Below are 23,961 nucleotides of genomic sequence, written 5' to 3'. Positions count from 1 at the left end.
GTGCCTCAGGCCGTCGCCGTGGCGTCCGGGGTCGTCGCGCCCCGCGCCGTGGAGTCCCGGGCGACGAACGTCGGGGCGATCCGCCTCTTGACGGGCTGGTCGGTCGGTTCCTCCCCACGCGCGAGCAGGAGATCGACCGCCGCCGCCCCGATCTGCGACCCGGGCAGCCGGACCGAGCTCAGCGACGGGCTGACGAACCCGGCATAGGGGTGGTCGCCGTAACCGGTGACCAGTACGTCGTCGGGCACGCGGTAGCCGAGTTCTGCGAGGGCGCGCATCAGGCCGAGGGCGAAGTAGTCGTTCCCCGTGATCACGGCATCCGGCGCCCCGCGCTCGGCGATCAGGTCGCGGCACAGCGTGTACGCGCCCTCCGCCTGCCACGGCAGGGCGCTGGACTCGTAGCGGCGGGTCGGGACCGCGACCACGTCGCGCGCGGCGCTCGGCAGCCCGCCCTCGTCGAGCGCCCTGTGGAAGCCGTCGATCCGCTCCGCGATGGTGGTGATCGGCAGGTCCTCCTCGAGCGCCCAGACGGTGCGGGCGCCCCGGGCGATCACGTGCCTGGTGGCGTCGTACGCGCCCCGCCAGTTGTCCACGCCGACGAAGTCGGTGTCGAGCTCGGGGATGTCGCGGTTGACCAGCACGAGCGGGATCCCGGCGCGGTTCAACCGGCGCCAGTGCTCGTGCTCGCTCTGCACCGGCACCGCGATCGCGCCGTCGACGGCGGAGCGGAGCAGGGCCTCGACGGCGGCCCGTTCGTTCTCCGTCGACTCCTCGGTGACGAGCAGCAGTAGCGAATAGCCATGCTGCCGGGCACGCACCTCGACCCCGGAGATGAGCTCCGCGTACAACGGGTTGGACGGGTTCGTGATCACCAGTGCGAGGGTCTGGTTCGAACCGAGGACGAGCGAACGGGCAAGTGTGTTCGGTACGTAGCCGAGGCGGTCCGCCTCGTCCTGGATCCGCTGCCGGGTCGCTGGGCTGACCTCGGACTTGCCGGCGAGCGCGCGGGAGACGGTGTTCACGGACAGGCCGAGGGAGTCGGCGACGTCCTTGAGGCGGACCCGCTGCATCATGGTGGCCCCCCTCCTGTACGTCCCTCTCGGCCCGTCCGTGAACTCCACGGCTAGCCCTTGCAGACCAGGTAGATCCGCAGCCGTGCGAGTCCGGAAACGGTCCCGCTCACCCGCAGCCAGCCTCCGAACTCACGGACCGGCCAGGTCACCATTGTGCCGTCAAGGCGCACGGCCGGTGTGTTTTCGGCATCGACCCACGTGATTCCGTCCGGGGAGACCTGCGTGCGCAGTTCCACGTCACCGGTGGTGTCCTCGAGGCGTTGCACGAAGAATCTGGCCTCACCCGCCCACGCCACCTCGTAGGGCTCCGTCGCGAAGTCGGAGCTGAAGTCCTCGCCGCGCTCGAGCACGGCGGTCTGAGTGTGTCGCATCGCCGTCACCAATCCACCGAGATGAGGACCGAGTCCAGGAACAGGAAGTTGCGCACGTTCGAGTGGGTACGCACGCTGAAGTAGAAGTTCAGGAGCGTCTCGAGCGACTCGTACTTCTCCTCGTAGATCGGCACCGGGACGTCGCGCATGTCGATGACGCGGTCGTTGATCTGCAGTTCAACGTTCTTGCGGGCATCGGTGTCGATCAGCCAGCGCAGATAGTGCCAGTTCACCTTCGTGGGGACCTCGTTGTAGCAGAGCTCCATCGGGTCGCTGAACGGCTTCCAGTCATCCGGGTCCGGCGCCGTGAAGTCCGCCAGGTACGCCAGGCTCGCCTTGCCCTGGACGTGTTCACGCGGGGTGGGCTCCGGAACCGCCGGGTAGACCCAGCGGCGGTCGAGGGCGTTGTCCAGCGTGGTGTTCCGGTACCGGGCGACCGTGTGATACCTGGTCCCGCCGTCCCCGCAGATGTCGGTGGCAACCGTCAACGCGCCGAACTGTGCCTCGCTGGGATGCAGGTTCCCGTCCCACTCGACGCCACCGAAACTGTTGTTGGCGGGGTCCTGTCCCAGGGTGGCCTCCGACTTGTACGTGAAGTACGTCTCGAGCTGGACCAGCCCCTTGCCGGCCATCGTCAGCCGGCGGATCCCGACGGCGGTGTGGCCCGCGATCGGACGCGTCGCCAGCTTCAGGGCGTACGTGCCGCTCAGGGCGCCATGCGTGCCGGTGTCGAAGAAGGTGCAGCTGCTCAGCTGCGGCGGCCGGAAGTCCCGCATGTGGTCGTCGACCGTGCGCAGGTTGCCGTTGCCGTCGAAGTTGCCGATCAGTTCGGTCCAGCCGTGCGTGCCCGTCTGGAAGTCGTCGTGGGCGAGGATCCGGGGCAGCGGGTTGAACCGCGACAGCCTGGGATCGGCGTCGAGGAGCGCGCGGCGCAGGTCGGTGGCGGATGTCGGTGAGGTGCTCACGTGGCGCTCCACGTCGTGAACATCGGTTGTCCTTCCATCAGGAATCAAGGTATTCGCATCTTCTTCGGACCCGGACCGACGCAATACACAGCCGACCGAATGTCGTCGACGCTATTGAACGGGTCGGAAACACGTCAATCAGGCCGTTGCAGGATGAGCAACGTCCCACGGGCACCTGGGATGGCCCATCAGCGGCGGAATCCCGCCGGTTCGGATCGAGCCTTGACATGCTCGCACGGTCGGTCGTAGGGTCGCCATGAACGTTACCGGGAACGCTAATGGGACATCGAGGCCGACGTCCTGGCAGCAGCCCTGCGTGCCGCTTTGCCATGCTCATTGCGACGCGCATTCATCCTTGTTCTCCGCGACCATTGGAGCCCAGATTGCAATCGCTTTCTCGAGCCCTGGGGCTGCTCGACAGCCTGGCTCGCCAGGGGCAGCCGTCCACCCTCGCGGAACTCGCGGAGCGGACCGGCCTGCACAAGAGCACGGTGCACCGGATGCTCGCTGCGTTCCTCGAGCACGACCTGGTGCGCCATGACGACGCGCACCGCTACACGATCGGCGTCGGGGCGTTCGAACTTGCCCGGGCGGCGAACTGCGACGTCGGCCCGGATCCCGCCATCACCCGAGCCCTCGAGGCCGTCAGCGGCCGCTCCGGCGCGGTGGTCACCTACTTCCGGGGCCGGCCGGAGCACCTGGAGCCGGTGGTCGCCGTCCGCGAGCGCGACATCGTTGCCGCACGCGAGGGCCCGGTGCACTGGCATGCCAGCGCGATCGGCAAGGCGTTCCTCTCGATGCGGCCCAAGGCCGAGCTGGACCGGCTGTTGGTGCACGCGAGCCTGCCGGCGCTGACCACCCGCACGCTCACCGACCCGTTCCGGGTCCGGCAGGCCGTCACCCGGGCGCGGATGCGGGGCTACGCCGTCGAGGACCGTGAGGTCACGGCGGACCGGCGGGCGATCGCGGCACCGGTGGTGGCGCAGGGCGGCATGGCCGTCGGTGTGATCGAGGCGGTGCTCCCCAATGGACAGCTCGGCCCGGAACGGCTCCGGACCCTGGCGGTCGCCCTGATCGGGTGCGCGGAGGAACTCGCGTCGACGTTCGTGGACCGCCGGAACACGGCACCACTGGTCGCGCTGTCCGCACCGGGTGTCGGCGCCTGATGGTCGCCTACATCGTCCGTCGGCTCTTCTTCGCGGCCTTCGTCATGTGGGGTGCCGTGACCATCGTCTTCATCGTGCTGCGCATGGTGCCGGGCGACCCGGCCCTGGTCATGCTCGGCCCGGACGCGAACCCGGACGAGATCGCCGCGCTCCGGGAGTCCCTCGGCCTGACGGAGCCGATCCCGCAGCAGTACCTGCACTACCTGGCCTCCTCGGTCCGGCTCGACTTCGGGGACTCCATCCGGCTGGGCGGGGACGCCATGGGCCATGTGCTCGAGCGGATGCCGATGACGATCCAGCTCTCCGTCGCGGCCCTGCTGTTCGCTGTGGTGTTCGGGATCGGATTCGGCATCGTGGCCGCGCTGCGGGTCAACACCTGGGCGGATCGGGTCATCACCGTGACGTCCCTGGTGACCCACTCGCTGCCCTCGTTCTGGGTGGGTCTGGTGCTCATCCTGATGCTCGCCCGCGGCCTGCAATTGTTGCCCAGCGGCGGCGCCGGCTCGTTCGCGCACCTGCTCCTGCCGGCGTTCGCGCTGGCGCTGCCGTTCACGGCGATGGTCATGCGGCTGACCCGCTCAGGGCTGCTCGAGGTCATCAACGAGGGCTACATCGCCACGGCCCGTTCGAAGGGCCTGTCCGAGCGGGTCGTGATCTTCCCGCATGCGATCCGCAACGCCCTGATCCCGATCGTGACCGTCGTGGGCCTGTACTTCGGCGCGATCCTGGGCGGCACCGTCGTGATCGAGACCGTGTTCGCATGGCCTGGCGTCGGTCGCCTGATCGTCGACTCGATCGGGTTCCGCGACTACGGCGTCGTTCAGGCGGGCATCCTCGTGATCGCCGCCATCTTCGTGATGATCAACCTGATCGTGGACATCCTCTACGGATACCTCGATCCCCGAGTCCGGCTGGCGAGGTGACGTCGATGACCGGCGGTACGGAACTGATCGAGACGGTGGCGGCGCCGATGGCGGACGCCGTACCGGAGCGCGCTCGCCGCGGACGCGGCTGGGGGCCGCGGATCTGGATCCCCCTCGTGGTGGTGGCGTGCTACGTGCTCGCCGCGGTCTTCGGACCGATGATCGTGACCTTCGACCCGGTCGCCACGGACACCGCGAACCGGCTGCTGCCGCCGCTGTCCCACCGCGACGACGGGTCCCTCGTGCTGTTCGGCACCGACCAGGTGGGCCAGGACCTGCTGGCCCAGACCATGCAGGGGGCCAGGGTCTCGATGCTGGTCGGGGTCGCGACCCTGCTCCTGGCTGGGTTGATCGGTGTGGTCGTGGGGGTGGTCTCCGGGTACTTCGGGCGCTGGGCGGACGCCGTGCTGATGCGGGTCGCGGACATCCAGCTCACGTTTCCCGGGATCCTGCTGGCGATCCTGATCGCGGCGGTGATCGGGCAGAGCGTGCTGAACGTGGTGCTGATCCTTGCCATCAGCGGCTGGGTGACGTTCGCGCGGGTCACCCGCGGCCAGGTCCTGGCCACGAAGAACCGCGAGTACGTGGACGCCACGCGCACCCTCGGTGCGAGCAACTGGCACATCATCCGGACCTGCATCCTGCCGGCCTGCACGGCACCGATCCTGGTGATCGCGACCCTGGACATCGGCAGCGTCATCCTCGCCGAGGCGGCGCTGTCCTTCCTCGGCCTCGGGACCCCGGCGTCCACGCCCAGCTGGGGCGTGACCATCGCGAACGGACGCAACCTGCTCAGCAGCGCCTGGTGGGTCTCCACGATCCCCGGCATCTGCCTGGCCATCCTCGTGGTCTCCTTCGGCATCCTCGGCGACGCCCTGCGGGACCGCTTCGACCCGAAGATGAAGGGCATCTGACGATGAGAGTCGCCGAACGACCCACGGCCGCCGCCACCGCCGGGAACCGGACCGGACCGCTGCTTCGGGTGCAGGACCTGAGCGTCTCGTTCGCAACCGGCTCAGGGCGGCTCCGGGCCGTCGACGGGGTCTCCTTCGACGTCGGCGCAGGCGAGACCGTGGCCGTCCTCGGGGAGTCCGGGTCCGGCAAGAGCGTCACCGCCCAGACCGTGATGGGCCTGCTGCCGCGGCCGGCCGGGCGGATCGAGGGGGGCAGGATCTTCTTCGACGGCGTCGACCTGCTGGACCGGCCGGACTCCTACACCCGGGCCCTGTGCGGCACGGAGATCGCGATGATCTTCCAGGACCCGCTCTCGTCGCTGAACCCGGTGTTCCGGGTGGGCACCCAGATCGGGGAGATGCTCCGGCGGCGCCGCGGGGTCTCCCGCCGCAAGGCCCGCGAGCATGCCGTCGAGATGATGCACCGGGTCGGGATCCCGGCGCCGCACAAGCGGGTCGACGACTACCCGCACCAGTTCTCCGGCGGCATGCGCCAGCGCGTCATGATCGCCATGGCGCTGTCGATGAACCCCCGCCTGGTCATCGCGGACGAGCCAACCACCGCCCTCGACGTGACCGTCCAGGCGCAGATCATGAGCCTGCTCGCGGACCTGCAACGAGAGGAGGGGATGGCGTTGGTTCTGATCACGCACGACCTCGGCGTGGTCGCGGACGTGGCCGACCGCGCGATCCTCATGTACGCCGGGCGCGTCGTCGAGACGGGACCGATCCGTGAGGTCTACGACCACGGTGCTCATCCCTACTCGGTCGGCCTGATGGGCTCGCTGCCCACCGGCGACCAGGACCGGCTCACCCCGATCACCGGGGCGCCGCCGGACCTGCGGCAACTGCCGACGGGCTGCTCGTTCCACCCCCGATGCGCCTTCGCGACGGACCGCTGCCGCACCGACGAACCGGCACTGCGAGTGGCCCCGGACCGGCCGCAGGCGCATCGGACCGCATGCCACCACGCCGAGGAGGTGCTCGCTGATGGCTTCCGCTGAGCCGCTGCTGAGGGTCCGGGACCTGCACACCACGTTCCCGATCCGGTCGGCGCTGCTGCGACGCCGGGTCGGGGGCATCCAGGCGGTCGCCGGGGTGAGCTTCGACCTGCAGGCGGGGCAGACCCTCGGCCTGGTCGGGGAGTCCGGCTCCGGCAAGTCCACCGTGGCACGGACGATCATCGGCCTCGAGCAGGCGGCCTCCGGCCAGGTGCTCTTCCAGGGCCAGGACTTCGCCGCCGCCGACGGGGCGCGGACCCGCCGGCTGCGCCGCGACGTCCAGATGATCTTCCAGGACCCCTACTCCTCGCTGAACCCGCGGCGCACGGTCGCCGAGCTCGTGTCGGAGGGGTGGCAGGTGCAGCCCGGCTTCGGCCCCCGCGGCACCTGGCGCGCGAGGGTGCAGGAACTGCTCGAACGCGTCGGCCTGAACCCTGACCACCTCGACCGGTATCCGCACCAGTTCTCCGGCGGCCAGCGCCAGCGGATCGGGATCGCCCGGGCCCTGGCGATGTCCCCCAAGCTGATCATCTGCGACGAGGCGGTCTCCGCGCTGGACGTGTCCATCCAGGCCCAGGTGATCAACCTGCTCAAGGACCTGCAGCGCGACCTCGGCCTGACCTACCTGTTCATCGCCCACGATCTGTCCGTGGTCCGGCACATCTCCGACCGGATCGCGGTCATGTACCTCGGCCGGATCGTCGAGGAGGGCACCCGGGGCGAGGTGTTCGACCGGCCCACCCACCCGTACACGCAGGCGCTGCTGTCGGCGATCCCGGTGTCGCACCCGTGGCGGATGCCCAGCCGGGAACGGATCGTGCTGGTCGGTGACGTGCCCTCCCCGGCCGACCCGCCGAGCGGCTGCCGGTTCCGGACCCGATGCCCCAAGGCACAGGACCTCTGCGCGGTGGAGGTACCGGCACTGCAGGTGCGCCTGGGCGAGCACGCCAGCGCGTGCCACTTCGCCGCCGTCGAACCCGCCGTGGCGCCGACCGCCTGAACCGACCCGAGTCGTGGCTCAGGAGCGCTTCTCAGTCGCGAGCCATCGCGGCGGCCAGATGGCGCTCGACGTCGACGTAGGCGTCATCGGCCACGTCGAAGACCACCTTGGTCAGCACGCCACCGGTGAACTCGAAGCGGCTACCGGCGTACTCCTTCGACGCCGCGTCCCCGCTGTCGTAGCCGATGCACAGTCCCTCCCCACACAGCGAGAAGTGACCGGTCATCGTGCGGAAGTCGTCATCCTGGCCGATGACCTCGTCGTCGACGTACAGTTTCAACGTCCCATGCGAGACGCGGTGCTCGTCCATCGACTGCTTGGAGAAGTCGACGCCGACGATGTGGTGGCCCGACCTGGGTGCCGGACCGACGACCTGGACCTCTGGAGGGATCCCGAGGAAGTTGTAGGCATAGACCAGTTGCCCGTCCTTCACAAAAAGCGAATGCCCGCCGAACCGTGAGCCGTGAGCGAAGATCACGCCGCTCGTCTCTGGGGTGAACTCGACCTGGGCGAACGCCTTGTAGGACACGGCATGCACGTTCGCGGCGGACCGCTCGGGCACCTCGCTGGTGCCGGGGTAGTAGGTGTACTGGCCGCTCGGCGGGACAGGGATGTTGAACTCCATGGCCAGGAACGCCTGGAGGTCCTTGCCCGCGACCTGCATGTCGTTGAGCGGCAGCACGTTGTTGGCGCGTGCCTCCTCGAACCAAAGCGCGACGAGTTCGTCGAGCTTCTCTGGGTGTTCGGCAGCGACGTCGTGTTCCTCGGCACGGTCGACGTCGGTGTGGAAGAGCTGCCAGCGGTCCTCGTCGAAGTTGCTGATCCCGCTGATCGGACCGTGTTCGGTGACGGCCTTCCAGCCGTCGTGCCAGATGCCTCGTTGGCCGAACATCTCGTAGTACTGGGTCTTCTTGGTGGTCGGCTCGTCCGGCTCGTTGAAGGAGTAGAGCATCGAGACTCCGGACAGGGGGGTCTGCTCGACTCCATCGACGACGTCCGGCATGGTCACGCCGCAGGCTTCGTAGATCGTGGGCACGATGTCGGTGCAGTGGTGGTACTGCCCGCGGACCTCACCCCTGGCCTGGATGCCCTTCGGCCAATGCACCACCAGGGGGTCGCAGACCCCGCCCTGGTAGGTGTAGCGCTTGAACATCCGGTACGGCGTGGAGAACGCCGCCGCCCAGCCGGTCGGGTAGTGGTTGTAGGTGTCCGGAGAACCGAGCGCGTCCATCGCGGCCAGGTTGTCCTCGATGGTGTCCGGGTAGCCGTTGATGAACTTGCCCTCGTTGGTGGAACCGTTGGGGCTGCCCTCACCGGACGCTCCGTTGTCCGCGCAGTAGAAGATGATCGTGTTGTCCAGCTGCCCCGACTCCTCGAGGTAGTCCACGATCCGACCGACCTGAGCGTCGGTGTACTCCGAGAACCCGGCGTAGACCTCGGCCATCCGGCTGAAGAGCCTTCGTTCCTCGGCAGTCAGCTCCGCCCAAGGCCGGACGTAGTCACCGTCCGCGAAGGTGCCGTCGGCCATCGGGTTCAGCGGCGTGAGTTCGGTGCCCTCGGGCAGGATGCCGCGCTCGATCATCCTCGGCAGCACCCATTCACGGTAGGCCTCGTAGCCGTCGTCGAACATGCCCTCGTACTTGGCGATGTACTCCTCGGGGGCGTGGTGCGGCGCGTGGTTGGCGCCCGGGCAGAACCACAGGTACCACGGCTTCTCGGGCTCAGTCTGCTTCGAGTCGCGGATCATCCGCAGCGCCTGGTCGGCCAGGTCCTTGGATAGGTGGTAGCCCTCCTCGGGCAGGTACGGCTGAGAGATGTACTTGTTGTCCTCGGCCAGCGACGGGTACCAGTTGTTGGTCTCGCCACCGATGAACCCGTAGAACCGGTCGTATCCCTGGCCCAGCGGCCAGCGCTTCTTCGACGCGCCGGCGGTCCACTCGTCGATCGGGATGTTGTGGTTCTTGCCCACCCAGAAAGTGCTCCAGCCGGCCTCGCGCAGCACGGTGGCCATCGTCGCGTTCGACGTCGGGATGTGAGAGCTGTAGCCAGGGAAGCCCGTCGAGGACTCCGAGATCGACGCGAACCCGTTCAGGTGGTGGTTGCGGCCGGTGAGGAACGTCGACCGGGTCGGCGAGCACAGCGCGGTCGTATGCCACTGGGAGTACGTCAGCCCTCCGGCCGCGAGCCGGTCCATCGTCGGCATCCTTATCCGACCGCCGTACGGCGACCACGCAGCCTGGCCGGTGTCGTCGTAGAGGACGACCAGGACGTTCGGCGCGCCCTCTGGTGCCTTGTCCGGGATGAACGCGTCCCAGTCTGCGACCGAGTCGCGCACGTTGACCTCGATCTTGCCCTGAAACTGCCTGGTCATCACCCATCCCTCCGCCGCCGACCCTGTCGTCAACAGCATCGCTGCCCAATCCGGTCCGTTGCTCATCCGGAATGGATGAGCATTGGGTCTCGATCAACCAGGCTCGCCGCACGACCATCCGCCCTGCTCAGTCCCGCGTGCGCAGTACGGCCGGCTCGGACAGGACCGTCTCGGCCCCGGCGGCGTCCGTGCTCGCCACCCACCACACGTACGCCGCGCCCGGGGTGAGGCCGGACCAGGTGGCCGCGACGCCGTCGGCCCCGGTCGCCGTCCCGATGACCGAGGTGTCTCGGGCCAGGGCCAGCCCGGTGGACGTCACCTGCCGGTCCATCCCGGTGATGGTGATCGGGGCGAGGAACTCGTCGTGTTCCGGGGTCCACGTCGGCGAGGACGCATACCGCCACGAGTTGTGCTCGTCCAGGGACGGCGAGTAGGTGTTCACCGAGATCGTCCCGGAGTCGATGTCGACCTGCAGCAGGCGCAGGAAGTCGGCCCGCTTCTCGCCGTCGACGATCTCGTAGCCCTGGTAGTTCGAGAGCATCTGCGGCACGATCCGGCCGGGCACACCGCCGACGTCCCGGGCCACCGTGTAGGCCTGTCCGTTGACGTGCCCGCCCATCACGAAGGCGACGTTGCCGTAGGGGACCACCAGGTCCTCCCAGATCCGGTACCCGACGGCGTTCCACCGGTCCGTGGCATCGCCCGGTTCGCCGTCCCGCTGCAGGTAGTCGTGGGTGAAGATGAGCACGTTGTGGTCCGGGTGGTCCTCGATCACCTGCGCCGCCCAGGCGAGCGTGGCGTCGTGGTTGAACCAGCCCGGGTAGCCGATGTTCAGCGCGAGGAACTGCGCGCCCTGGACCTCGAAGAGGTCGTAGTGGCTGGACGCGTCGTCGGCCCCGATGGCGCCGCCGAACCAGGGTGTGTCGCCGATCTGCGCAGGCCCGAAATACTCGTTGTAGAGGGCGTTGTCCCGGCCCCACTTGTTGTCGTGGTTGCCCGGCACCGTCCCGTTCGGGATGCCGGCGTCGGTGAGGTAGTCGCCGAACGCCTGGGCGGTCTCGAACTGCTCCCGCGCCTGGTTCTCCAGGTGGGTGCCCCACATCCACCACTCGGTCACGTCGCCGATCGTCGACACGTACGCCATCTTGCGCGCGTCGGCGTTGGCGACGAGCCAGGCGATCTCGTTCGCGTAGCCCCACCGGTATCCGTAGGTGAGCTCCTGGGGGTCCGGGACGTACCCGATCGAGAAGTCGTAGTCACCCGGGTCCTCGAACGTCTCGTCGGCCCCGACATCGAACGCGGGCGTGGTCGCCGGGCCGTCCTGGACGAGGATCTCGACGCGTGTGCCGAGCCGGTGCACGGCCTCCTCGATCCGGCCGACCATGGTGAAGGTGCCGCCGTCACGACCCGAACCCACGATGAGCGGGTCCCACGCCGACGTGGTGAAGTTCCAGGCGTACATCTGCAGCTCGTGGCCGCTGAGGCTCGAGCCCGTCCACGCCACGTCCGCCACCTCGTCGGCGCGGCCGGGCAGCACCAGCTCGAACCGCTGATAGGGGTAGCCGTCGGCACCGGTGACGGTGATCTGGTCGCCGAGGTCGGCCAGCCGGTGCCGCGTCTCGCCGGTGCCCACCCGGTCGGTCGGCGGCGCCTGCGGGCTGGTGCCGGAGAACACCCGGCTCGCTGCGCTGTTCACCTGGACCTGGGCCCCGCCGGTGAACGTCGCCGTCACCTCCGCCTCGCTCGTATGCCCGACGGCGGCGCTCAGGTCCGCCGTGGTGGTCGCCTCGGTGGCGGTCAGGTCGGTGGCCGCGAGCGGCCGCGGGTCCGGCGCCACGGTGACGGGCTCGAGCCGGGAGGGGTCGATGTCGGTCGCCGCCCGTAGGTCCCTGGCCCACACCCCCGGGGTGCGCTCGGCGTGCACGAAGTCACGGCGGTTGTCGCCGGTGTCGGCGAACCGTTGGTAGCTCAGGTCGAGGGAGTAGGCGATGATCTCGTCCAGGGTGACGCCGTCGATGCACGGGCTGTACCGGTCCCGGAGCATGCCGAACCGGTCCACCACGGCGCCGTCGGCGGCGCGCACCAGCAAGCCGTAACCCGCGGCGGTGAGTGGAGCCTCGAAGACCGCCGCGGCGTCGCCCGCCCACGGGCTGCCGGCCTGCGCCAGGACGATGGCTGCGCCCGGCTCGAGGGTGCCGGCCAGCGGCGCCACCCATGGGTCGCCCTCCAGGCGCCCGTCCACCCCACAGCGCTGGACGGACCAGCCCTCGATCGATACGGCCGCCGTCGTCGTGTTCGTCAGTTCGACGAAGCTCGACGGGTCCGAGTCCGCGTCGAGGGTGTGCGCCACCTCGGTGACCCGCACCCCGAGGCCGGGTTCGAAGCGCAGCCCGCTGGTCAGGGGTGCTGCCTCGAGGGTGCCCGGTGCGGCGTCGCCGACGGCGAAGTCGGCCGCGTTGTCGCCGGTGGATGCCACGCGCTGGTAGGACTGCCCGGAGGCGAGGTCGAGGCGGTTCGGCAGGGCGGTGCCGCGCACGCAGGCGCTGTCCACCGCGGGGGCGGACTCGGCGTCCTGCTCGTAGATGCCGACGCCGTCCCGGACGGCACCGGCGTCGTCCCGCAGGATCACCCCGCCGCCCGCGGCCGCGAGCCGGGGCTCGGCATAGGGCAGGTCGCCGCCGATCGGGGCGAGCACGAATGTGGCTCCCGCGGCCAGGACGGTGCCGGCGGGCAGCGCCACCGGCACGGGGACGGTGGTCGAACCGTCCGCCGCGCAGAAGGACAGGACCCACCCGGTGAGATCCACGGGTGTGTCGGAGACGTTCCCGAGCTCGACGAGCTCACCGGCCGGCCCGGCTGGCCCACCGTTGGCCAGTTCGGTCATGAGCACGGGGGAGTCGACCGGTCCGGGCGCCGGTTCGACGGCGTTCGGCGCCCCGGGCGTGGCGGTAGCGGCGATGAAGTCGGCCGTCGGGTCGCCGGTGGCGCGCACCCGCTGGTAGGTCTCGTCCGCGGCCGCGTCGAGGGTCGCGGGCAGCCCGGGGCCGCACGCGGAGTCGCGGGATGCGGGGGAGATGGACAGCCGGTCCTGCACCACGGACCCGGCGCTCTCCACCCAGGCGCCGGTCGCGACCTGGGCGCCGCCGCTGACGAAGGTGGCATCGGCGGCGCGCGGGGAGCCGGCGCTGGCGAGCAGGAACACCTCGCCCGGGGCGAGCGTCACGTCCGGCAGCGTCGCCCACAGGCTGCCCCGGCTCCCCGAGGCCCCGCACGGATAGATCCGCCAGCCTCCGACCGGAACCGGATCCGCGCTGTGGTTCGCGAGCTCGAGGACGCTGTCCTTCGGGCCGGCCGGCCCGCCGAGGGAGAACTCCTCGATCAGGACACCGCTCGGTTCGCCGGAGCCGGGGCCGGGGGTGAACCCGGCGGGATCGGCGGCCGCCCCGAGTGGCACCGCCAATGTCATGGTCAGGGCCGCGGCCAGCGCGGCGCGGCGGATCGGACGGATCGGTGAACGCATGATGGGCCCCTTCTCGGCGACGATCGCGGAAGCGACGCTGCCTCGGTCCGCCGGAGTGGGGCAACGGTGTTGCAGCCCGCGAAACGTCCTTGCACCCGGACCCGGGGGTGCCGGACCGTGAACGTTTAGGGAGGCCCGACCGGGCCCCACGGGAAGGGACACGCGTGGTCACGGGCTGGGCGATCGACGAACCACTCCTGGAGCAGGATTCGCTCCGGCTGCGCGTGGTGCTGGTCCGGCATGGCGAGTCGGGCTGGAACGGCGAGGGCCGGATCCAGGGTCACCTCGGCGGCGGACTGACCGACCGGGGCCGCGACCAGGCCGCGACCACCGCCGACTTCCTGACGCGGGCCTACCGGGTGCCGGACGCCGTGCTCGCCAGCGACCTGCCGCGGGTGCTCCAGACCGCCGCGCCGTACGCGGACCGGCTCCCCGGCGCCATCGCGCTGCGCCCGGACCCGCGGTTGCGGGAGGTGGACAACGGCACCTGGAGCGGCCGGCTCATCGCCGACGTGGCGAGCGCCGAGGCCGACGCGATCGAGAGGATCCGCGGCGGGCAGGACCTGCCGAGGGGTGGCGGCGAGCGGATGGCCGAGCTGTCCGCGCGCGTGCAGTCGGCGATCGCGGACCTTGCCGCCGAGACGGCGCAGGAACACCCGGCGGGGGAGCGGCTCGTCGTCGCCTTCAGCCACGGCGGCCCGATCCGGATGGCGACGGTCGCCGCCGTCGGACTGCCGCCGTCCGGTTACCGGGCCGTCCGTGGCGCCGGGAACTGCTCGGTCACCGAGCTCGAGTACTGGGTCGGCACCGACGGCTCGGTGCTCGCGAGCAGGCTCGTCAGCGCCAACTCCGCCCACCACCTCGGCGCCGGCGCCGGCGCCGCACCCACGGACTGAGGCATCCATGCGACACACGTTCACCGCAATGAGCTACAACCTGTGGGGCGACTGGGACCTGCCCCGCCGCACCCCCGCCCTGACCGGGCTCCTGGCCGGCCGGGCCCCGGACCTGCTCGGCGTGCAGGAACTGAGCCCGGGCGCCGTCGACCTCATCGACGCCGCACTGCCGGGGCACGCGCGGGTGGTCGACGACGCGCCGGGTTGGCGCGAGCACGCGAACCTGTGGTGGGACCGCGAGCTGTTCGCGGAGGTCGAGCACGGCCTCGCCGACATCGGGATGCCCACCCCCGACCGCGGCCTGTCCTGGGTGCGGTTGCGTCACGTCGAGGCGCCCGACCTGGCGCCACTGGTCCTCGCGTCGGCGCACCTGACCTTCCCGGGCAACGCCGAGGAGGTGCGCACCGAGCGCAGCCCGCGCACCGAGCAGGCCCGGTCCGCGGCGCGGGAGCTGAACCGGCTCGCGGGTGGCGACCCGGTGATCCTGTGCATCGACATCAACGACTACGCCCGACCGCTGTGGGCGTTCTACGACGACGGCTTCCGGGAGCCGTTCGGCACGCTTGGCCGGACCTGCCCGATCACGCACCCGGTCACCCCACGCCTGGACAAGCCGATGCGCTGGGAGGGCGTCCAGGTCGTCGAGAAGGCGCTCGACTGGCTGTTCTTCAACGGAGCCCTGCGGCCCCGCACCGCCGAGGTCGTCGACTACTTCCTCGACGGCGTCGCCCCGAGCGACCACAAACCCGTCACCGCGACCTTCACGCAAGGTGCCGTGGCCTGACGAGGGACCACGGCGGACGACGGCACGGTCGCCGTCGCCGTCGCCGTCGCCGGAGTCCATCCCAAGTCCCCATCAAGTCCTCATCGAGCCCGCAGAAAGGGGCCCATCATGTTCCACCGCACGCGGTTCCACCGCCTGCTCGCCGGCGCCGCCGCCGTCGCCACCGGTCTGAGTCTCGCCGCCTGCTCCGCCGGTGGTGGTGACGACGGCGGCGCCGGCAGCGGGGGCGGCGCACCGGCGGCCGAGCAGACCCTCACGGTCGCTCCCGGCACGTTCCCGGTCGCGCTCGACCCGCACCAGTGGTCCGCGGAGGCCGCCGTCATCGGTCCGATCCAGCACGTGATGGAGACGCTGGTCGCACGGGACGGCGACGGTTTCGCACCGCTGCTCGCGAGTTCCTGGGAGAACCCGGACGAGACCACCTGGGTCTTCCACATGAACCCGGACGCCACGTTCTCCGACGGCACCCCGGTCACGGCCGAGGATGCCCGCGCCTCGGTCCAGCGGCTCGTGGACATCGGCGGCTCGATGGCACCCCTGTTCGCGCTCGTGGAGACCATCGAGGCGACCGACGAGGCCACCCTCACCCTCACCACGAGCCAGCCCCTTGGCACGATGCTGAACACGATGTCCTTGGTGTTCGTCGGCCAGGCCGCGGCGATGGACTCCGAGGACTACTGGCGGGCCCCGGTGGGCAGCGGCCAGTTCACGGTGTCGCAGTACCTTCCGGACGAGCGGCTCACCCTCACCCGCAACGACGACTACTGGGGCGCGACCCTGCCCACGCTCGACACGCTGACGTTCACGAACATCCCGGAGGAGGCAGCCCGGATCTCGGCGCTGTCCACCGGCGAGATCGACCTGATGACCGGGATCGGGGCGGACTCCGTGCCCGAGCTCCAGGGAATGGACGGGATCGTCTACGACGAGGTGCCGAGCTTCACCTACCAACTGCTCTGGTTCAACTCCTCCCGGGAGCCCTTCACCGACCCCCGGGTCCGGCAGGCGATGTGGCACGCGGTCGACATCGAGCAGATCGTCTCCGACCTCTTCGGCACGCAGGCCACCGTGGCCCAGGCGCCGATCCCGCAGCCGGTGTTCGGGGCCCCGCAGCTCGAGCCCTACAGCTACGACCCGGAGCTGGCCCGGGAGCTGCTCGCCGAGGCGGGCTACCCGGACGGGTTCTCCACCTCCCTGCAGTGGTCCGACGCCGGCGGTGAGGGCAGCCGGAGCCTGGCCCAGGCGTTCATCTCGGCGTGGGCGGAGATCGGCGTCACCGTCGAGCCGCTGGCGAAGGAGCGGGCGGTCTGGCTCGAGGACCTCAACAACCTCAACTGGGACATGAACCTCCAGGGCAACACCGTCGCGACCGGGGACGCCGACTACACGCTCGGGCGGCTGTACCTGTGCGAGGCGAATCGGATGGGCTACTGCAACCCGGAGCTGGACGCCCTGCTCAACGAGGCGAAGGCGAGCCTCGACCAGGACGTCCGGGCCGACCTGTACGCGCAGGCGGCGCAGATCATCTGGGACGACGCCGTCGGGATCTTCCCGATGGACATGACCAGCACGTCGGCCTACTCCGAGCGCGTCGAAGGTGTCACGATCGACCCGGGCGGGCGGACCAGCTACGCCGACGTCGTCATCACCGAGTGAGGCCCCGGGCGGGAACGCCGGTAGGGCCGGATTGGACCATCGTGCCCGAGCGCGCCACCGCGCCTGCAAGTACCGCCGCGACCAGCGCACTCGCGGCCGCCCGCCTGGCGGCCGCGATGCGGGACGCGACCGACACCCGGGACCTACGCTTCGGACCCGGTGCCGTGAGCCAGACCGGTGCCATGTTCGCCGGGCTGTTCCCGGGCCGGGCAGCGGTGGTCGTGGCCGACGAGCACACCTGGGCGGTGGCCGGCGCGGCGGTCACCGCCGCGCTCACCGGGGCGGGCGTCGAGGTGCTCGCCCCGGTGCTCCTGGCCGGCCGGCCGGTGGTGCACGCCGACTACGACACGGTGACCACGCTGCGGGTCGCGCTCGAGCCGCTCGACGCCGTCGCCGTGGCGGTCGGCTCGGGGACCTTGAACGACGTGACCAAGCGGGCCAGCGCCGAACTCGACCGGCCCTACGCCTGCGTGGGCACCGCTGCGTCGATGGACGGCTACACGGCGTTCGGTTCGGCGATCACCAAGGACGCGTTCAAGCAGACCCTGGCGGGCCCGGCGCCGCGCGGCGTGCTCGCCGACCTGACCGTGATGGCGGGCGCGCCGGCCCGGATGTCCGCGTACGGGTACGGCGACCTGATCGAGAAGATCCCTGCCGGCGCCGACTGGATCCTCGCGGACGAACTCGGCATCGAGCCGATCGACGAGGACGTCTGGATGCTCGTGCAGGGGCCGTTGCGGGAGGCGCTGGCACCGGCCGCGCGGATCCGGGCCGGGGACGAGGCTGCGCTCACCGGGCTGGTCGAGGGGCTGCTGATGTCCGGTCTCGCGATGCAGGTCCACAAGTCTTCCCGGCCGGCGTCCGGCGCCGGCCACCACTTCTCCCACCTGTGGGAGATGGAGGGTCTCGGTGCCGATGACGACCCGCCGCTGTCCCACGGCTTCAAGGTGGGCCTCGGTGCCGTCTCGATCGCGGCGTTGTACGAGCGGGTGCTCGAGGAGGACCTCACCACGCTCGACGTCGACGAGTGCGTGGCCCGCTGGCCCTCCCGTGAGGCGATGGCCGAGAGGGTCCGGGCCGACTTCGCCGAGCCCCTGCTCACCCCGGCCCTGGCGGCGGTCCTGAGGAAGTACGTCACGGCCGCGGAGCTCCGGGCGCGGCTGACCCGGCTGCGGGACCGGTGGCCCGTGATCGTCGAGCGGTGCCGGGCCCAGCTCCTGCCGGCCGCGGACCTGGCCCGGCTGCTGGACGAGGTCGGCGCCGTGTCCCACCCGGCGCAGATCGGGCTCAGCCCTCACGCGTTCCGGGCCACCTACCGGCGGGCCCAGATGATCCGCGACCGGTACACGGTCCTGGACCTGCTCACCGAGACCGGACGGCTGGGGCCGGTGGTGGACCGGCTGTTCGAGCCCGACGGCCACTGGGGCCGCGACCGCACCACCACGGGAGAGTGAGGACACAAGATGGCTGACCAGTCCCACGTGATCGGGATCGACTTCGGCACCCTGTCCGGGCGGGCCAGCGTGATCCGCACCGCCGACGGGGCCGAGCTCGGCGCGCACGTCGTCGACTACCCGCACGGGGTGCTCGAGACAGACCTGGACGGCGTTCGGCTCCCGCCGGACACCGCGCTCCAGGTGCCGGCCGACTACCTGCGAGTGCTCGCCGTCGCCGTCCCGCGTGCGCTCGCCGACGCGGGCGTCGAGCCCGGATCCGTGGTGGGGCTGGGGCTCGACGTGACCTCCGCGACCGTCATCCCGACCACCCCCGACGGCACCCCGTTGTGCGAGTTCCCGGAACTGGCCGGGCGGCCACACGCGTACGCCAAGCTCTGGAAGCACCACGGCGCCCACGCCCAGACCCGACGGCTCGTCGAGACCGCGCGGCGGCGCGGCGAGCCCTGGCTGGCGCGGTACGGCGGCACCCTCTCCGTGGAGCTGGCCGTGCCGAAGCTCCTCGAGGTCGCCGAGGCGGATCCGGAGGTGTACGCGCGGACGGCGCACTTCGTGGAGGCGCTGGACTGGATCGTGTGGCAGCTCACCGGCGAGCAGGTGCGCTCGGCAGCGGCCGCCGGTTACAAGAGCCTGCGCCAGGACGGTGCCCACCCCAGCGCGGCGTACCTGGAGGAGGCGGGCTTCCCGAGCGGGCCGGACGCGCTGGCGAAGCTGACCGCGCCCACGATGGCGCCGCTCGGGGCGCGGGCCGGGGTGCTGAGTGCGCGCGGCGCCGAGCTCACCGGGCTGCCGGCGGGCATCGCCGTCGCGGTCGGCAACATCGACGCCCACGTCACCGCGCCGGCCGCGGCCGCCGTCGAGCCGGGCCAGCTGACCATGATCCTGGGCACGTCGACCTGTTTCATCGTCTCCGCCGAGGAGTTCCGCGAGGTGCCGGGCATGTTCGGCGCCGTGGACGGAGGCATCGTGGCCGGCCTGTGGGGGTACGAGGCCGGACAGTCCGGGGTCGGCGACATCTTCGCGTGGTTCGTGGACACCTGCGTCCCGCCGGAGTACCACGATCGAGCCCGGGCCGAGGGGGTCGGCCTGCACGACCTGCTCAGTGCTCTGGCGGCCGAACAGTCAGTCGGTGCGCACGGGTTGATCGCGCTCGACTGGCACAACGGGAACCGGTCGATCCTCGTCGACCCGCGCCTGTCCGGCCTGATCCTCGGCCAGACCCTCGCGACCCGGCCCGAGGACACCTACCGCGCCCTGGTCGAGGCCACCGCGTTCGGTGCCCGCACCATCGTTGAGTCGTTCGAGCGCGCCGGTATCGCCGTCACCGAGATCGTCGCCGCCGGTGGGCTGATCCGGAACAGGTTCCTGATGCAGGTCTACGCCGACGTGCTCGGCCGCCCGCTCGCCGTCGTGGGCAGCAGCCAGGCCGGTGCCCTCGGCTCGGGGATCCACGCCGCCGTGGCCGCCGGGGTGTTCCCGGACGTGCGCGCGGCCGCCGCCGTGATGGGACGACGTGCGGACGAGGTGTTCACCCCGGACCCGGCTTCGGTGACCGCGTACGGGGCGCTGTTCGCGCTCTACACCCGGCTGCACGACGCCTTCGGCCGCGAGCAGACGATCATGCACGAGCTGAAGGATCTGCGCGACGCCGCTTCGAAGGGCTGACCGAACTCAGTGGCGCAGCTCCGCCAACTCCCGCGCGAGCTCGCCCGGCTCGATCCCGTTCACCGTGCGGACGGTCGCCACGGGGTCGGGCGGGAGCACCGAGAGCCCGTTGATCGCGCCCGCCATCGCCGTCGCCAGGGCACCGATCGCGGTGCACGCTCCGCCCAGGTTCGCGGCGAGCGTGGCCACCTGGAACGGGACGCCCTCGCCGCGCACGAGCAAGCCGACGGCGGCCGGGACCACCTCCGTCGCCGCCGGCGTGGTACCGATCACGTCGTAGAGGTGCTGCAGGAAACTCACGTCGCTCTCGGCGTTCATGGCGATCTCCCGCGCCAGCAGCGACCGCTGGATCACCGACGGCGCCGCCACCGGTGACCCGTGTCCGAGGCCGATCTCGGCGGCCCGGAACCCGATCTCCAGGTGGGCGGGCAGGAATACCGCCCCGGTGGCCCCGACCGGGGCATCCAGGGCGGACGTGACCACGCCTGCGACCAGCGCGGCAGCCGCCACGGCCGCGTTCGAGAGGTGGTGCGGCGCGGCACTGATCACGATGTCGTCGATCAGGGCGTCGAGGTCGAGGCTGCTGTGCACGATCCCCAACGGCGCGAACCGCGCGACGTGCACCGGCCGCCGGGGCCGGTCGCCCAGCGCGTCCATCCGCTCGACGATCCGATCCTCGGTGGCCCGGCCACCGCCGTCACGCAGAGCCTCGGCGACCGCGATCGCCTCCAGGGTCCCGATGCTGACGTGCCCGGCCCGGCGGGTCCGGTCCCCGGTGCGAGCGGGTAGCAGCTGGTCGATCCAGCCGTACTTGGACCGCAGCCGCGCGTGCGGCCAGCGGTCGCCGGGCAGGCCCATCGCGTCCCCCACGGCGAGGCCGGTGAGGGCGCCCTGGGCGCGGTCCATGAGGAGGTCACGCGCCTGTAGCGTCGACGTCACAGCAGTCCTTCCGGCAGGCGGCAGGGTCACCTGGCCGTGGGGCAGCGTCGGGGGAGCGAGGTTTTCGCGGCCGGTCGGTGAGGTGTCTGTCGACATCGTAAGCGCCATCGCGCCGCGTCGTGAATCGATTCGTGGACGACCTCGCAGCGAAGTTCGCGGCCCGGGCAACGTCGCTCGGTCAGGGGTGCAGCACCAGCGAATGCTCGGCGTGGACCGTCGGCACCCTGACCCGGAGTGCACCCGGCTGCACGACCGCCCGCAGCGCGACCACCTTGCCGAGGTACTCCCCGTCGATCTGGAAGTCCTCGCCATGACGCACGGTCAGGCGCACCTCGCGTGTGCGCGCCGTCAGCACCGACTCCCCCTGGGGGACGTCGCTGCGGTGCCCGTTCGTGCGCCGGACCCGCTGGACGAGTCCGTTCTCGGTGAAGAACCACCGCGCCAGGTCGCGCCACCCGCGCGCGCCCTCCGGCCGCAGCAGCAGCACGTCGAGCTCGCCGTCGTCGATCACCGCGTCCGGGAGCAGGGTCAGTCCGGCCGGGAGCGACCCGCCGTTGCCGATCGCGAACGTGTGGGCGCGCACGGACCGCGGCTCGGCCCGGTCCAGGCTGTAGGTGAGGTCGAACCGGTCCGCGCGGGTGACTCCGCGTCGCACCCCGTCCACGTAGGCGAGCCACCCGAACTGCCGCTTCGCCGCGGTCGAGGTGTGCACCACCATCTGGGCGTCCACGCCGAACCCGGCGAGCACCACGAACACCTTCTGCAGCCGTCGCCCGTCGGCCAGGTCCGCCGTCAGCCTCCCGACGTCGACGACCCGCTCGAGGTCGCCGAACGCCGCTCGCAGGGCCGCGCCGGGGTCGAGCATGCTCAGGCCGAGGTTCCGGGCGGCGAGGTTCGTGGTGCCGACCGGCCACAGCCCGAGCGGTAGCGACTGATCGACGAGCGCCTCCACCGTGGCGCGCACCGTGCCGTCCCCACCGACCGCGATCACCACATCCGCAGGCTCGGCGAGGATCTGCGCCCGGAGCGACTCGACACTCTCGTCCTCCTCGGTCGCGACCAGCCGGCTCGGCGCCCACCCGGCCCGTGACTCCTCCCGCGCGAGGGCACGGTCCAGCCGGGCGCGGCTCATCTTCACCGGATTGTGCACGACGACGGCACGCGGCTCGGTCATGTCGCTCACCTTCTCGTCGGGCGGGCTGAGGTGCCAAGATTACGGGCACACTGGTGTGCATGGTGAGCGCGGCAGGTGTGCGGGTCGGTCCGACGCTGACCATCCCCGAGACAGAGCTGTCCTGGCGGTTCTCCCGGTCCTCCGGTCCCGGCGGGCAGGGCGTGAACACCGCCGACTCCCGGGTGGAGCTCAGCTGGGACGTCGGCGCCTCGGCGGTCCTGACCGGCCACCAGCGGGACCGGATCCTGACCCGCCTCGCGCCGCGGATCAGTGACGGGGTGCTGACCATCGCCGCGTCCGAGTACCGCGCGCAGCTGCGCAACCGGGACGCCGCTCGGACCCGGCTCGCGGCACTGCTCATGGACGCCCTCGCCCCGCCGCCGCGGGCCCGCCGCGCCACGAAGCCGACCCGCGGTTCGAAGGAACGCCGGCTCACCGCGAAGAAGCAGCAAGGGCGGACGAAGGCGCTCCGCCGTCGCCCGCCCGAGGGAGGTTGATCCACGCCGGTGGCGACAGTGCGGAGGTGGCTGCCACCTCAGCGCTCTCACCATGAGCGGCGGGCCCGATCGGGTCGCCGTGTCAGCCTGATGTAAGCGGCATGTAAGCGCGCGCCGTCACGGTGGTCGGCATGTCAGACGGAACGAGCGTGGCCACCCCGCCCCTGAGCGCATTCCGCACCGGGGTGATCTGCCTGGCGTTGCTGTTGGAAGGGATGAGCTCGTCGAGCATCAACGTGCAGATCCACGCCATGGCGACGGACCTGGGGCTCAGGGGAGCCGCGGTGCCGATCGTGGTGGGGGCGTTCCTGCTGGCATATGCGGGATGCCTCCCGGTGGCCGGACGTATCACGGACGTCTGGAGCCGCCGGGAGGTGTTCCGGCTCGGGGTCGTCCTGTTCGGTGTCGGCTGCGTCCTCTGCGCGCTCGCCCCGGGGGCGTTCCTGCTGGTGGCGGGCCGGCTCATCCAGGGTGCGGGGGCCGCGCTCAGCGCCCCGGCCGCGCTCGCACTGATCACCGCGGGCCTCGGCGAGGGGACCGCTCGCAACCGCGCGGTGGCGATCTACGGCGCGATGGGCGCGGCCGGGTTCTCGCTCGGCCTGGTGCTGCCCGGATTCGTGGTGGCGCAGGTCGGATGGCGGTGGAGCTTCGTGCTGCTCGTGCCGATCGTGGTCGCGGTACTGGCCGTGACGGCACGCCTCGCCACGAACGCCCCGGCGGGCGGCCGGGTGGACGTGCCGGGCGCGGTGGCCCTTACCGCGATCCTCATGCTCGTCATGCACGCGCTGGGCGGTATCGGGAGTACGGACGGCGCGGTCCTCGCGATCGAGTTCGGCCTCGCCGCGGTGGTCCTCGCGTGGCTGATCCAACGCGGCGGGGTGGGCGACTACCCGACGGCGGTGCTCGCCTCGCGCAGGATCCGCGCCGCCTGCCTGGGGCTGGCCGGGGTGTACGCCGCGGTGTTGTCCTCGATGCTCGCGCTGAGCCTCGGGCTGCAGGGCCAGGGCGGCGATCTGGACGCATTCGCGCTCGGCCTGCTGATCCTGCCGCAGCCCGTGGCGTTCACCCTGACCGCTGGTCTCGGGTCCCGGCTCGTGTCCCGGTTCGGTCCGGCGCGGGTGCTGGGCGCCGGCGTCGCGGTGCTCGCCGCGAGCCTGGGGTACCTGGCAGTGGCCGGTGTGCAGCCGCCGTGGGTGGCGACCATGCTGCCCGTCATGGCCGGCGTCGGGGTGGCGCTCGGGCTGGCGTTCCCGGCCGCGTCCATCGCGGTGGTCGACGCCGCGGCGGAGACGGACCGGGGCACCGCTTCGAGTCTGCTCACCACGGCGCAGAACGTGGGCGGCGCGCTCGGGGTCGCTGCGCTGACCGCGCTGGCGCTGCTACCGAGTACGGACGGCGCGGGCGATGGCGACCCGGTGGTGGCGCCGGGTGGACCGGACGTCGGAGCTGCCCTGGTCGCCGGCATCGCGATGCTGGGGGTGGCGGTCGCCCTGGCCGTGGCGACCCTCGGCCGGTCCCGGTGGGCGGCACGGGACGGGCGGGCTGCGCGGGAC

19 protein-coding genes are annotated in these 23,961 nt (G+C 71.3%); 12 read left to right on the top strand and 7 right to left on the bottom strand.

Annotated features, from left to right (window positions below):
- Window positions 1-5: 5 nt before the first annotated feature.
- Genes HALOF300_RS07675 through HALOF300_RS07665 form a run of 3 tightly spaced genes read right to left on the bottom strand, consistent with a single transcriptional unit; the run spans window position 6 to window position 2,409 of the window.
- Entirely contained in the window at window positions 6-1,073 is a 1,068-nt protein-coding gene (locus HALOF300_RS07675; RefSeq protein ID WP_156740373.1) for a LacI family DNA-binding transcriptional regulator, read from the bottom strand.
- A gap of 50 nt (window positions 1,074-1,123) precedes the next feature.
- Complete coding sequence (locus tag HALOF300_RS07670; protein ID WP_156740372.1) at window positions 1,124-1,444, bottom strand: hypothetical protein; 321 nt, start codon at window positions 1,442-1,444, stop codon at window positions 1,124-1,126.
- A 5-nt stretch (window positions 1,445-1,449) separates the two neighbouring features.
- Window positions 1,450-2,409 carry a DUF6772 family protein gene (locus tag HALOF300_RS07665; RefSeq protein WP_197522386.1) on the bottom strand — a complete coding sequence of 320 codons (960 nt, stop codon included), beginning with the start codon at window positions 2,407-2,409 and terminating at the stop codon, window positions 1,450-1,452.
- Between the two features lie 383 nt (window positions 2,410-2,792).
- On the opposite strand from HALOF300_RS07665, the gene HALOF300_RS07660 reads away from it, so the two are divergent.
- The 5 genes from HALOF300_RS07660 to HALOF300_RS07640 are packed head-to-tail and all read left to right on the top strand — an operon-like array spanning window position 2,793 to window position 7,452.
- Entirely contained in the window at window positions 2,793-3,575 is a 783-nt protein-coding gene (locus HALOF300_RS07660) for an IclR family transcriptional regulator (RefSeq protein WP_197522385.1), read from the top strand.
- On the top strand, window positions 3,575-4,498 hold the full coding sequence (locus tag HALOF300_RS07655) for an ABC transporter permease (protein ID WP_156740370.1): 924 nt from the start codon (window positions 3,575-3,577) through the stop codon (window positions 4,496-4,498). The genes HALOF300_RS07660 and HALOF300_RS07655 overlap by 1 nt, the downstream gene beginning before the upstream one ends.
- A gap of 5 nt (window positions 4,499-4,503) precedes the next feature.
- Window positions 4,504-5,412: an ABC transporter permease gene (locus HALOF300_RS07650; RefSeq protein ID WP_197522384.1), complete on the top strand. Its 909-nt coding sequence runs from the start codon at window positions 4,504-4,506 to the stop codon at window positions 5,410-5,412.
- A gap of 2 nt (window positions 5,413-5,414) precedes the next feature.
- Window positions 5,415-6,455: an ABC transporter ATP-binding protein gene (locus tag HALOF300_RS07645; protein ID WP_156740369.1), complete on the top strand. Its 1,041-nt coding sequence runs from the start codon at window positions 5,415-5,417 to the stop codon at window positions 6,453-6,455.
- Window positions 6,442-7,452, top strand: coding sequence for an ABC transporter ATP-binding protein (locus tag HALOF300_RS07640; RefSeq protein ID WP_156740368.1), 1,011 nt, complete (start codon window positions 6,442-6,444; stop codon window positions 7,450-7,452). Before HALOF300_RS07645 ends, HALOF300_RS07640 begins: the two co-directional genes overlap by 14 nt.
- 31 nt (window positions 7,453-7,483) lie before the next feature.
- Here the strand turns inward: HALOF300_RS07640 and HALOF300_RS07635 are convergent, their stop codons facing one another.
- Window positions 7,484-9,823 (bottom strand): arylsulfatase, encoded by a 2,340-nt coding sequence (locus tag HALOF300_RS07635; RefSeq protein WP_156740367.1) that lies wholly within the window; start codon window positions 9,821-9,823, stop codon window positions 7,484-7,486.
- 127 nt (window positions 9,824-9,950) lie between these two features.
- Window positions 9,951-13,343 carry a lamin tail domain-containing protein gene (locus tag HALOF300_RS07630; RefSeq protein ID WP_156740366.1) on the bottom strand — a complete coding sequence of 1,131 codons (3,393 nt, stop codon included), beginning with the start codon at window positions 13,341-13,343 and terminating at the stop codon, window positions 9,951-9,953.
- 164 nt (window positions 13,344-13,507) lie between these two features.
- On the opposite strand from HALOF300_RS07630, the gene HALOF300_RS07625 reads away from it, so the two are divergent.
- From HALOF300_RS07625 to araB, 5 genes are all read left to right on the top strand, one after another.
- The gene (locus tag HALOF300_RS07625) at window positions 13,508-14,239 is read left to right on the top strand and encodes a histidine phosphatase family protein (protein WP_197522383.1); all 732 of its coding nucleotides are present in this window, start codon (window positions 13,508-13,510) and stop codon (window positions 14,237-14,239) included.
- Window positions 14,240-14,246: 7 nt separating this feature from the next.
- Entirely contained in the window at window positions 14,247-15,023 is a 777-nt protein-coding gene (locus HALOF300_RS07620; protein ID WP_156740364.1) for an endonuclease/exonuclease/phosphatase family protein, read from the top strand.
- 108 nt (window positions 15,024-15,131) lie between these two features.
- Window positions 15,132-16,679 carry an ABC transporter substrate-binding protein gene (locus HALOF300_RS07615; RefSeq protein WP_156740363.1) on the top strand — a complete coding sequence of 516 codons (1,548 nt, stop codon included), beginning with the start codon at window positions 15,132-15,134 and terminating at the stop codon, window positions 16,677-16,679.
- A 41-nt stretch (window positions 16,680-16,720) separates the two neighbouring features.
- Window positions 16,721-18,133, top strand: coding sequence for a sn-glycerol-1-phosphate dehydrogenase (locus tag HALOF300_RS07610; protein WP_231955123.1), 1,413 nt, complete (start codon window positions 16,721-16,723; stop codon window positions 18,131-18,133).
- A 9-nt stretch (window positions 18,134-18,142) separates the two neighbouring features.
- Window positions 18,143-19,798 (top strand): ribulokinase, encoded by a 1,656-nt coding sequence (gene araB, locus HALOF300_RS07605; protein WP_156740362.1) that lies wholly within the window; start codon window positions 18,143-18,145, stop codon window positions 19,796-19,798.
- Window positions 19,799-19,804: 6 nt separating this feature from the next.
- Here araB and HALOF300_RS07600 read toward each other — a convergent pair whose 3' ends face one another.
- The gene (locus tag HALOF300_RS07600; protein ID WP_197522382.1) at window positions 19,805-20,737 is read right to left on the bottom strand and encodes an ADP-ribosylglycohydrolase family protein; all 933 of its coding nucleotides are present in this window, start codon (window positions 20,735-20,737) and stop codon (window positions 19,805-19,807) included.
- Window positions 20,738-20,915: 178 nt separating this feature from the next.
- Window positions 20,916-21,911: a diacylglycerol/lipid kinase family protein gene (locus HALOF300_RS07595; protein WP_156740360.1), complete on the bottom strand. Its 996-nt coding sequence runs from the start codon at window positions 21,909-21,911 to the stop codon at window positions 20,916-20,918.
- Window positions 21,912-21,970: 59 nt separating this feature from the next.
- Here HALOF300_RS07595 and arfB point away from each other — a divergent pair, with 59 nt between their 5' ends.
- Window positions 21,971-22,408 carry an alternative ribosome rescue aminoacyl-tRNA hydrolase ArfB gene (gene arfB / locus HALOF300_RS07590; protein ID WP_156740359.1) on the top strand — a complete coding sequence of 146 codons (438 nt, stop codon included), beginning with the start codon at window positions 21,971-21,973 and terminating at the stop codon, window positions 22,406-22,408.
- A 131-nt stretch (window positions 22,409-22,539) separates the two neighbouring features.
- Window positions 22,540-23,961: MFS transporter (locus tag HALOF300_RS07585; protein ID WP_156740358.1), on the top strand; the 1,422-nt coding region annotated here is incomplete at its 3' end.

The organism is Occultella aeris (assembly GCF_902703175.1).
Lineage (GTDB): Bacteria > Actinomycetota > Actinomycetes > Actinomycetales > Beutenbergiaceae > Occultella > Occultella aeris.
The sequence above is the reverse complement of the archived record's forward strand: the minus strand, read 5'-3'. Positions and strand labels throughout refer to the sequence as shown.

Bases quoted from the DNA above. Each gene is read 5' to 3' on its own strand.
- HALOF300_RS07675 (WP_156740373.1), bottom strand. From the start codon at position 1,073: ATGATGCAGCGGGTCCGCCTCAAGGACGTCGCCGACTCCCTCGGCCTG.
- HALOF300_RS07670 (WP_156740372.1), bottom strand. From the start codon at position 1,444: ATGCGACACACTCAGACCGCCGTGCTCGAGCGCGGCGAGGACTTCAGC.
- HALOF300_RS07655 (WP_156740370.1), top strand. From the start codon at position 3,575: ATGGTCGCCTACATCGTCCGTCGGCTCTTCTTCGCGGCCTTCGTCATG.
- HALOF300_RS07650 (WP_197522384.1), top strand. From the start codon at position 4,504: ATGACCGGCGGTACGGAACTGATCGAGACGGTGGCGGCGCCGATGGCG.
- HALOF300_RS07645 (WP_156740369.1), top strand. From the start codon at position 5,415: ATGAGAGTCGCCGAACGACCCACGGCCGCCGCCACCGCCGGGAACCGG.
- HALOF300_RS07640 (WP_156740368.1), top strand. From the start codon at position 6,442: ATGGCTTCCGCTGAGCCGCTGCTGAGGGTCCGGGACCTGCACACCACG.
- HALOF300_RS07635 (WP_156740367.1), bottom strand. From the start codon at position 9,823: ATGACCAGGCAGTTTCAGGGCAAGATCGAGGTCAACGTGCGCGACTCG.
- HALOF300_RS07630 (WP_156740366.1), bottom strand. From the start codon at position 13,343: ATGCGTTCACCGATCCGTCCGATCCGCCGCGCCGCGCTGGCCGCGGCC.
- HALOF300_RS07620 (WP_156740364.1), top strand. From the start codon at position 14,247: ATGCGACACACGTTCACCGCAATGAGCTACAACCTGTGGGGCGACTGG.
- HALOF300_RS07615 (WP_156740363.1), top strand. From the start codon at position 15,132: ATGTTCCACCGCACGCGGTTCCACCGCCTGCTCGCCGGCGCCGCCGCC.
- araB (WP_156740362.1), top strand. From the start codon at position 18,143: ATGGCTGACCAGTCCCACGTGATCGGGATCGACTTCGGCACCCTGTCC.
- HALOF300_RS07595 (WP_156740360.1), bottom strand. From the start codon at position 21,911: ATGACCGAGCCGCGTGCCGTCGTCGTGCACAATCCGGTGAAGATGAGC.
- arfB (WP_156740359.1), top strand. From the start codon at position 21,971: ATGGTGAGCGCGGCAGGTGTGCGGGTCGGTCCGACGCTGACCATCCCC.